Annotated in this window: 6 protein-coding genes; 2 read left to right on the top strand and 4 right to left on the bottom strand. The window is 69.6% G+C overall.

Going from position 1 to position 7,237, the window contains the following annotated elements:
• On the bottom strand, nucleotides 1-1,182 hold a 1,182-nt coding region (glgA, locus tag ABD298_RS02320), incomplete at its 3' end, for a glycogen synthase (protein WP_344298076.1).
• A gap of 169 nt (nucleotides 1,183-1,351) precedes the next feature.
• On the opposite strand from glgA, the gene ABD298_RS02315 reads away from it, so the two are divergent.
• Nucleotides 1,352-2,731, top strand: a complete 1,380-nt coding sequence (locus tag ABD298_RS02315) for a glucose-1-phosphate adenylyltransferase (RefSeq protein WP_425564278.1) — start codon at nucleotides 1,352-1,354, stop codon at nucleotides 2,729-2,731.
• Between the two features lie 81 nt (nucleotides 2,732-2,812).
• Nucleotides 2,813-4,276 carry an SDR family NAD(P)-dependent oxidoreductase gene (locus tag ABD298_RS02310; RefSeq protein ID WP_344298072.1) on the top strand — a complete coding sequence of 488 codons (1,464 nt, stop codon included), beginning with the start codon at nucleotides 2,813-2,815 and terminating at the stop codon, nucleotides 4,274-4,276.
• Nucleotides 4,277-4,375: 99 nt separating this feature from the next.
• Here the strand turns inward: ABD298_RS02310 and ABD298_RS02305 are convergent, their stop codons facing one another.
• From ABD298_RS02305 to ABD298_RS02295, 3 genes are all read right to left on the bottom strand, one after another.
• Nucleotides 4,376-5,302, bottom strand: coding sequence for a hypothetical protein (locus tag ABD298_RS02305; protein WP_344298070.1), 927 nt, complete (start codon nucleotides 5,300-5,302; stop codon nucleotides 4,376-4,378).
• A gap of 118 nt (nucleotides 5,303-5,420) precedes the next feature.
• Nucleotides 5,421-6,272 (bottom strand): transglutaminase family protein, encoded by an 852-nt coding sequence (locus tag ABD298_RS02300; protein ID WP_344298068.1) that lies wholly within the window; start codon nucleotides 6,270-6,272, stop codon nucleotides 5,421-5,423.
• Nucleotides 6,269-7,195 (bottom strand): alpha-E domain-containing protein, encoded by a 927-nt coding sequence (locus tag ABD298_RS02295; protein ID WP_344298066.1) that lies wholly within the window; start codon nucleotides 7,193-7,195, stop codon nucleotides 6,269-6,271. The genes ABD298_RS02300 and ABD298_RS02295 overlap by 4 nt, the downstream gene beginning before the upstream one ends.
• Nucleotides 7,196-7,237: the final 42 nt, after the last annotated feature.

Genomic DNA, 7,237 nt, shown 5'->3' with positions numbered 1-7,237 from the left:
GCGGTAGACGTCGATGGTGCTCGCGGCGATGGTCTCCCAGGAGAAGTTGGCCTCCGCCCGGACGCGGCCGGCCTCGCCCATCTCGCGGGCGCGGGCGGGGTCGGAGACGACCTGCTCGAGGGCTGCCGCGAAGTCGGCCACGAACTTCTCCGGGTCGAGCGGGGTGCCCGTACCGTCGGTGACCTGCTCGATGGGGACCAGCAGGCCCGTGGTCCCGTGGTCGACGACCTCGGGGATGCCGCCCGTCGCCGTCGCGACCACCGCGGCGCCGCACGCCATGGCCTCGAGGTTCACGATCCCGAGGGGCTCGTAGATGCTCGGGCAGGCGAACGCCGTCGCGTGGCTGAGCACCTGGATGAGCTCGGCGCGGGGCAGCATGCGCTCGATCACGATGACGCCCTCGCGCTCGGCCTTGAGCCCGTCGATGAGGGTTGCCGTCTCCGCGGCGAGCTCCGGAGTGTCGGCGGCGCCGAGGCACAGGACGAGCTGCACGTCCGCCGGCAGCTTCGCCGCGGCGCGCAGGAGGTACGGGACGCCCTTCTGGCGCGTGTTGCGGCCCACGAACACGACCGAGGGCTTCGCCGGGTCGATGCCGAGGGCGGCGATGTGCTCGGTGCCCTCGTCGCGGCCCCACAGCGACACGTCGATGCCGTTGTGGACCACCTGGACCTTCGCCGGGTCCACCTCGGGGTAGCAGCGCAGGATGTCCGCGCGCATGCCGTGCGAGACGGCGATGATGGCGTTGGCCGCCTCGTACGCGGTCTTCTCGACCCATGAGGAGAGCCGGTAGCCGCCGCCGAGCTGCTCGGCCTTCCACGGCCTCAGCGGCTCGAGGCTATGGGCGCTGAGCACATGCGGGATGCCGTGCATGAGCGAGGCGAGGTGCCCGGCCATGTTCGCGTACCACGTGTGGGAGTGGACGAGGTCGGCGCCGGCCACGTCCGGCACAATGCCGACATCGATGCCCAGGGTCTGCAGCGCAGCGTTCGCCCCCGAAAGGTGCTCGGGCACCTGGTATGAGGTCACGGTGGCCCCGTTGACCTGCGCCTCGCGCGGTGCCCCGAACGCGTGGACGTGCAGATCGACCTCGCGCGCGAGGACCCTGCTCAGCTCTGCCACATGTACCCCGGCGCCGCCGTAGATCTCCGGGGGGAATTCCTTGGTCACAATGTCGATTCGCACGGTTTCAACGTAGTCCGTCATCCGAACGTGATCTAGTGTGAAGGAGACGCCGTCCCGGTCGGGACGGGCAGTCGCCTGCAAGGCGGAATGACGGGAAAACGGGGGTTGCGCAGTGGCACCTAAAAAGGTATTGGCGATCGTCCTCGCGGGCGGTGAAGGGAAGCGCCTGATGCCCCTGACGGCGGACCGGGCCAAGCCCGCAGTGCCGTTCGCTGGCGGATACCGCCTCATCGACTTCGCGCTGTCCAACTTGGTCAACTCGGGCTATCGGCGCATCGTCGTGCTGACCCAGTACAAGTCGCACAGCCTCGACAAGCACATCTCCGAGACCTGGCGCCTCTCGACCCTCCTCCAGAACTATGTCGCCTCGGTGCCCGCCCAGCAGCGCATCGGAAAGAGCTGGTTCCTCGGCTCGGCCAACGCCATCTACCAGTCCCTCAACCTCATCCACGACGACCAGCCCGACATCGTCGTCGTGGTCGGCGCGGACCACGTGTACCGCATGGACTTCGACCAGATGGTCGAGGCCCACATCGCCTCGGGCGCGAAGGCGACCGTCGCCGCGGTCCGCCAGCCGCTGCACATGGCGAACCAGTTCGGCGTGATCGAGACCGACGACGCCGACCCCGGCAAGATCGCCGCCTTCGTCGAGAAGCCCGCGACCACGCCCGGTCTCCCGGACGACCCCGACGCCTTCCTCGCCTCGATGGGCAACTACGTGTTCGACGCCGACGCCCTGGTCGAGGCACTCAGGCGCGACGCCGAGCGGCTCGACACGAAGCACGACATGGGCGGGGACATCGTGCCCTACTTCGTCGGCCGCGGCGAGGCCGGCGTCTACGACTTCACGAAGAACGAGATCCCAGGCTCGACCGAACGCGACCGCACCTACTGGCGTGACGTGGGGACGCTCGACTCGTTCTACGACGCCCATATGGACCTCATCTCCCCGCTGCCGGTCTTCAACCTGTACAACTCGGAGTGGCCCATCTACACCCGGCAGAGCATCTCGCCGCCCGCGAAGTTCGTCCGCGGCGAGGGCGGGACCGTCGGGACCGCGCTCGACTCCATCGTCGCCAGCGGCGTGGTCATCTCGGGCGCGGTCGTCGAGGGGTCCGTGCTGTCCCACGACGTGCGCGTCAACACGGCGGCCCGCGTCCTCGACTCGGTGCTCATGGACTGCGTGCAGGTCGGCGCGGGGGCGGTGATCCACCGGGCGATCCTGGACAAGAACGTCGTCGTTCCCGCCGGGGCCACCATCGGTGTCGATGCGAAGCTCGACAGGATGCGCGGCTTCGAGGTCACCGAGTCCGGGATCACCGTGCTCTCCAAGGGCCAGATTGTCCCGGAGCCCGCCGAGGACGAGCGCAGGCTCGCCGCCGCCTGGTCCGCGAAGGTGCCTGCCGCCCTCGAGGAGGCGGCCGCCGATATCCCGGAGGTGGTGGAGCGGATCCAGGAAGTCCATGCAGCCGCTGCGGCGCGGAACCCCAGCGGATCGGCGGACGACGGCGACCGGCCGTCGTCCGCCGCCGACGGCGCCGCAGGCTGACCCCGCCGGGCAGCAGCGGCTGCCGCGGGGCCGGGAGTACCCGGCCTCGCGCCGTCGTGCGCCCCGGTAGAATGGGACGCCATGAGCTCCCCCGAAACGCCCGCCGAACTGACCCCTGAGGAGATCCAGGCCGCCCTCAAGGTCCTCGGCACGATCCACACCTACGACGAGGAGCACCCCGACTACGTCGCGGTGCGCCGAGCGACGGGCAAGATGTTCAAGGCCCACCGGCGGTTCACCCGCACTCAGAAGCGGGATGCGATCGCGGAAGCGGACAAGGCGGTCATTGCGCAGACCGCGACCGCCGCGCCGGACCGGATCGACGACGAGACCAGGGGCAACAAGCTCAAGCCGTCTGCGACGGGGGCCGTCGCCGGCCACCTCATCCGGTCCCGGCCGTGCTACATCTGCAAGCAGCACTACACCCAGGTCGACGCGTTCTACCACCAGCTGTGCCCCGAGTGCGCGGCGATGAGCCACGCCAAGAGGGACGCGCGCACAGACCTCACCGGACGGCGGGCCCTCCTGACCGGCGGGCGGGCCAAGATCGGCATGTACATCGCCCTGCGGCTCCTGCGCGACGGCGCGCACACGACCATCACCACGCGCTTCCCGAAGGACGCCGCGCGGCGCTTCGCCGCGATGGAGGACTCGGCCGAGTGGCTTGACCGGCTCACCATCGTGGGGATCGACCTGCGCGACCCGTCGCAGGTCATCTCTCTCACGGACGCGCTCGACGCCGAGGGTCCGCTCGACATCATCATCAACAATGCCGCGCAGACGGTGCGGCGGTCCGGGAACGCCTACGCCCCTCTCGTGGACGCGGAGTCCGAGCCGCTTCCGGCCGCGCTGCTGCCGGGCAACGGCGGACCGGAGCTGCTGACGTTCGGGCATGCGCACGACAAGCACCCGCTCTCGATCGCGAGCTCCGTGTCGGCGCATCCGGCCCTCGCCGGCGATGCCGTGACGGCGCTCGCGCTCTCGACCGGCTCCGCGTCACTGGAGCGGATCGAGGCGGGGACGGCGATCGACGCCGGCGGCCTCGTCCCGGACCTGGCGGCCATCAACTCGTGGACGCAGGTCGTGGACCAGGTGGATCCTCTCGAGATGCTCGAGGTCCAGCTGTGCAACGTCACGGCGCCGTTCCTGCTCGTCTCGCGGCTGCGGGAGGCCATGCGACGCTCGACCGCGAGGCGGAAGTACGTGGTCAACGTCTCCGCGATGGAGGGGCAGTTCGGGCGAAAGTACAAGGGCCCGGGGCACCCGCACACGAACATGGCGAAGGCCTCGCTGAACATGATGACCCGCACGAGCGCCGGCGAGATGTTCGAAACTGACCGCATCCTCATGACGGCCGTGGACACGGGATGGATCACGGACGAGCGGCCGCACTACACGAAGGTCCGGCTCGCCGACGAGGGGTTCCACGCGCCGCTGGACCTCGTGGATGGGGCGGCCCGCGTGTACGACCCGATTGTCATGGGCGAGGCGGGCACCGACCTGTACGGCGTGTTCCTCAAGGACTACAAGCCCAGCCCGTGGTGATGTAGCCCTCCCCTTGCGGGGTCCCGTCCCGGCGCTTGCGGGGTCCCGTCCCGGCGCTTGCGGGGTCCCGTCCCCTCGCTTGCGGGGTCCCGTCCCGTGCTAGGCAGCCCGGCGCTCGGCCATGAGCGCGCGGAGCTCCCGCCGAGGCCGGGCGAAGTCGTCGCCGAGATCCGCTGCTGTGACGCGGATCGTCGCCCAACCCCTGCGGGCGAACCGTGCGTCCCGCCAGTCATCCTTGAGTGCCTGCCCAGGACTGTTGTGGTGCTCGCCCTCGTACTGCAGTGCGATGCGCACTTCCCGATAGCCCTGGTCTGCGCTCGGCGAACGCGGGTCATCCGGATCGAGGACGATCTGTAGTTCGGGCTCGGGGAAGCCGTGGGCGATCAGACTGAGTCGAAGCAGGGTCTCGGGGACGGAGTCGGAGCCGACCCGCATATCCGCAAGTGCGTCCTTGCAGCGCCCGACTCCTTTCACCCGCCGGTGGGCGCGGAGCATGTCGAGCAGCTGTGCTTTGGTGGCGTATGGCTCGGACCGTCCCTCGAACGCCTCGCGCGGGTGTCGGATCAGCTGGTCCCCCACGGCAACAAGGGCCGCCGGCGTGAGCTCCTGAGCGAGATCCAGCCATGTACGCGCGGGGCTGGACAGACGGAGCCCATCGAAGAGTCCCACCTCGCCTGGCACGATTTGGACGCGGTGCCCGACCACGCCCGGGCGTCGGACCCGGGGTAGATGGGTCGGCTTGCTCAGGTGGATCAGTTCGTGCTCGTCCACCCACGGCGGCAGCCACAGGCCATGCAGACGCGCTGCTGTCCGATGCGATCCCCATGCGTCCGGCTGCATGCTCAGATGCGTCTCGAGCCGTTGGCCCAAGTCGCGGATGGACCGGTCGGTCGGCTCGTAGATGCCCCGGCTCGTCTGCCTGACATCCTCGAGGCGCAGCAGCCGGAGGTCCACGCCGAGACCACGGGCTTCTGCAGCAGTGAAGCTGCGCAGGGCCAGTTCGCGAAGCAAGCGCTCATCTGCCATGCGCTCATCGTGGCATGAACCGCGGACAGCAGGTGGCAGTTATCCACAGGTGGGCCGGACGGGACCCCGCAACGGGCCGGACGGGACCCCGCAACGGGCCGGACGGGACCCCGCAAGGTCAGGCGAGGCGCGTGATCTCCACCGAGACGTCGAGATGCGACCCACCGCCGCCGGACAGAATGCCCTTCAGCGGCGGCACATCCCGGTAATCCCGCCCGCGCGCCACGGTCACATGGAAGTCCCCCGCTGGCTTGTGGTTGGTCGGGTCCCACGAGCGCCACTCGCCGTCCCACCACTCGAGCCACGCATGCGACTGGCCCGCGACCGCCTCGCCGATGCCCGCCGTCGACCGCGGGTGCAGGTACCCCGAGATGTAGCGGGCCGGGATGCCGAGGCTGCGCAGCGATCCGATTGCGAGGTGGGCCAGATCCTGGCAGACTCCCTGGCGCTGGTTCCAGGCCTGCTCGGCGTCGGTCGTGACACCGGTGGACCCGGGCATGTACCGCATCTCGCCCCGCATCCAGTCGAACACGGCGTGGGCGGCCTGATTCGGGTCGAGGTCATCGACGAGCCCGGGCACGATCCCGAGCACCTCGGTCCCCGGGCCGGAAAGCCGCGACTGGGGCAGCCAGTCGCTGAACTGGTTCTCGATCTCGGCGCTGCGGAGCCGGTCCCACGAGACGATGTCGCCCTCCACCGGGACCCGCTCGACCCGGTGCACCTCGACGGTGGTCGAGGAGACGACCTCGAGGTACTCGTGCGGGATCTGCATGTCGAAGGCCGTCACCCGGCTGCCCCAGTAGTCCTTGTAGGAGCTGATGGCCGCCTGTGACGGCGCCACCCGCACCTGCGATTCGAGCACCACCTGCTGCGGCTCAGTCAGGGGGGTCATGCGCGCCTCGTTGTACGAGAGCGTGACCCGCTGGTTGTAGCGGTACGCAGTGCGGTGCAGGATCCTCAGCCGGGTCATGAAACCTCTCCCACCCAGGCCTGCTCGTCGGCCTTGTTGAAGTACTTGCGCGAGACCGCGTCGGAGGTCTGGGCCACCGCCTTCTGCACCCGCTCCATGTGCTCGGGGAGCTCGACCATGAGGTCGTCCGTTCGGTGGAACTCGAGGAACGTGCGGGCCTGCCCCACGATCCTCCGCGCGTCGTTGATGAAGCCCACCCGGGTGTCGGACGGGTCGAGCTTGGCGAGCGCCTCGTCGGCGTCGCGGAGCGCGTACACGATCGAGCGCGGGAAGAGCCGGTCCATGAGCAGGAACTCCGCCGCGTGCCGCTCGTCGAAGGCAGCCCGGCGCGTGCGGAGGAAGGACTCGTATGCGCCCGCGCAGCGGAGCATGTTCACCCACGACATGCCCGCCGTGTGCACCTCGCGGGTCGAGAGCATGCGCGCGGTCATGTCGGCCCGCTCGAGGGAGCGGCCCAGGACCATGAACAGCCAGCCCTCGTCGTGGCTCATGGTCGTGTCCGCGAGGCCGCGCACCATGGCGGTGCGCTCGAGGACCCAGTTGCAGAACCTGTACGTGCCCACGACATCCTTGCGGTGCTGGCTCAGCCCGTAGTAGGTCGTGTTGAGGCACTCCCACAGGCTCGAGGACACGGTCTCGCGGGCACGGCGCGCGTTCTCGCGCGCGGCACCGAGAGAACCGGCGATCGACGTCGCGTTCGAGCGGTCGTACGCGAGCGCGTGCAGCAGCTCGGTGAGCCCGAAGTCCTCCTTGTCGGGGCGTGCGCCCATGACGCCGAGCAGCTCCTGGGCGACGCTGTGCTGCTCGGAGGGCGGCAGGTGGTTGAGCCGCTCGAGGTGCACGTCGAGGATGCGGGCGGTCCCGTCGGCCCGCTCCACGTAGCGGCCGATCCAGAACAGGGATTCAGCGATGCGGCTGAGCAAGTCGGCCTCCAGACGTTGGGGGGACAGACGGACGACGGCGAC

Origin of the sequence: Sinomonas flava (assembly GCF_039531875.1) — a bacterium.
Classification (GTDB): Bacteria; Actinomycetota; Actinomycetes; order Actinomycetales; family Micrococcaceae; genus Sinomonas; species Sinomonas flava.
The sequence above is the reverse complement of the archived record's forward strand: the minus strand, read 5'-3'. Positions and strand labels throughout refer to the sequence as shown.

Excerpts from the sequence above, each read along its gene's own strand:
- ABD298_RS02315 (WP_425564278.1), top strand. The coding sequence starts at position 1,352 with ATGCCCCTGACGGCGGACCGGGCCAAGCCCGCAGTGCCGTTCGCTGGC.
- ABD298_RS02310 (WP_344298072.1), top strand. The coding sequence starts at position 2,813 with ATGAGCTCCCCCGAAACGCCCGCCGAACTGACCCCTGAGGAGATCCAG.
- ABD298_RS02305 (WP_344298070.1), bottom strand. The coding sequence starts at position 5,302 with ATGGCAGATGAGCGCTTGCTTCGCGAACTGGCCCTGCGCAGCTTCACT.
- ABD298_RS02300 (WP_344298068.1), bottom strand. The coding sequence starts at position 6,272 with ATGACCCGGCTGAGGATCCTGCACCGCACTGCGTACCGCTACAACCAG.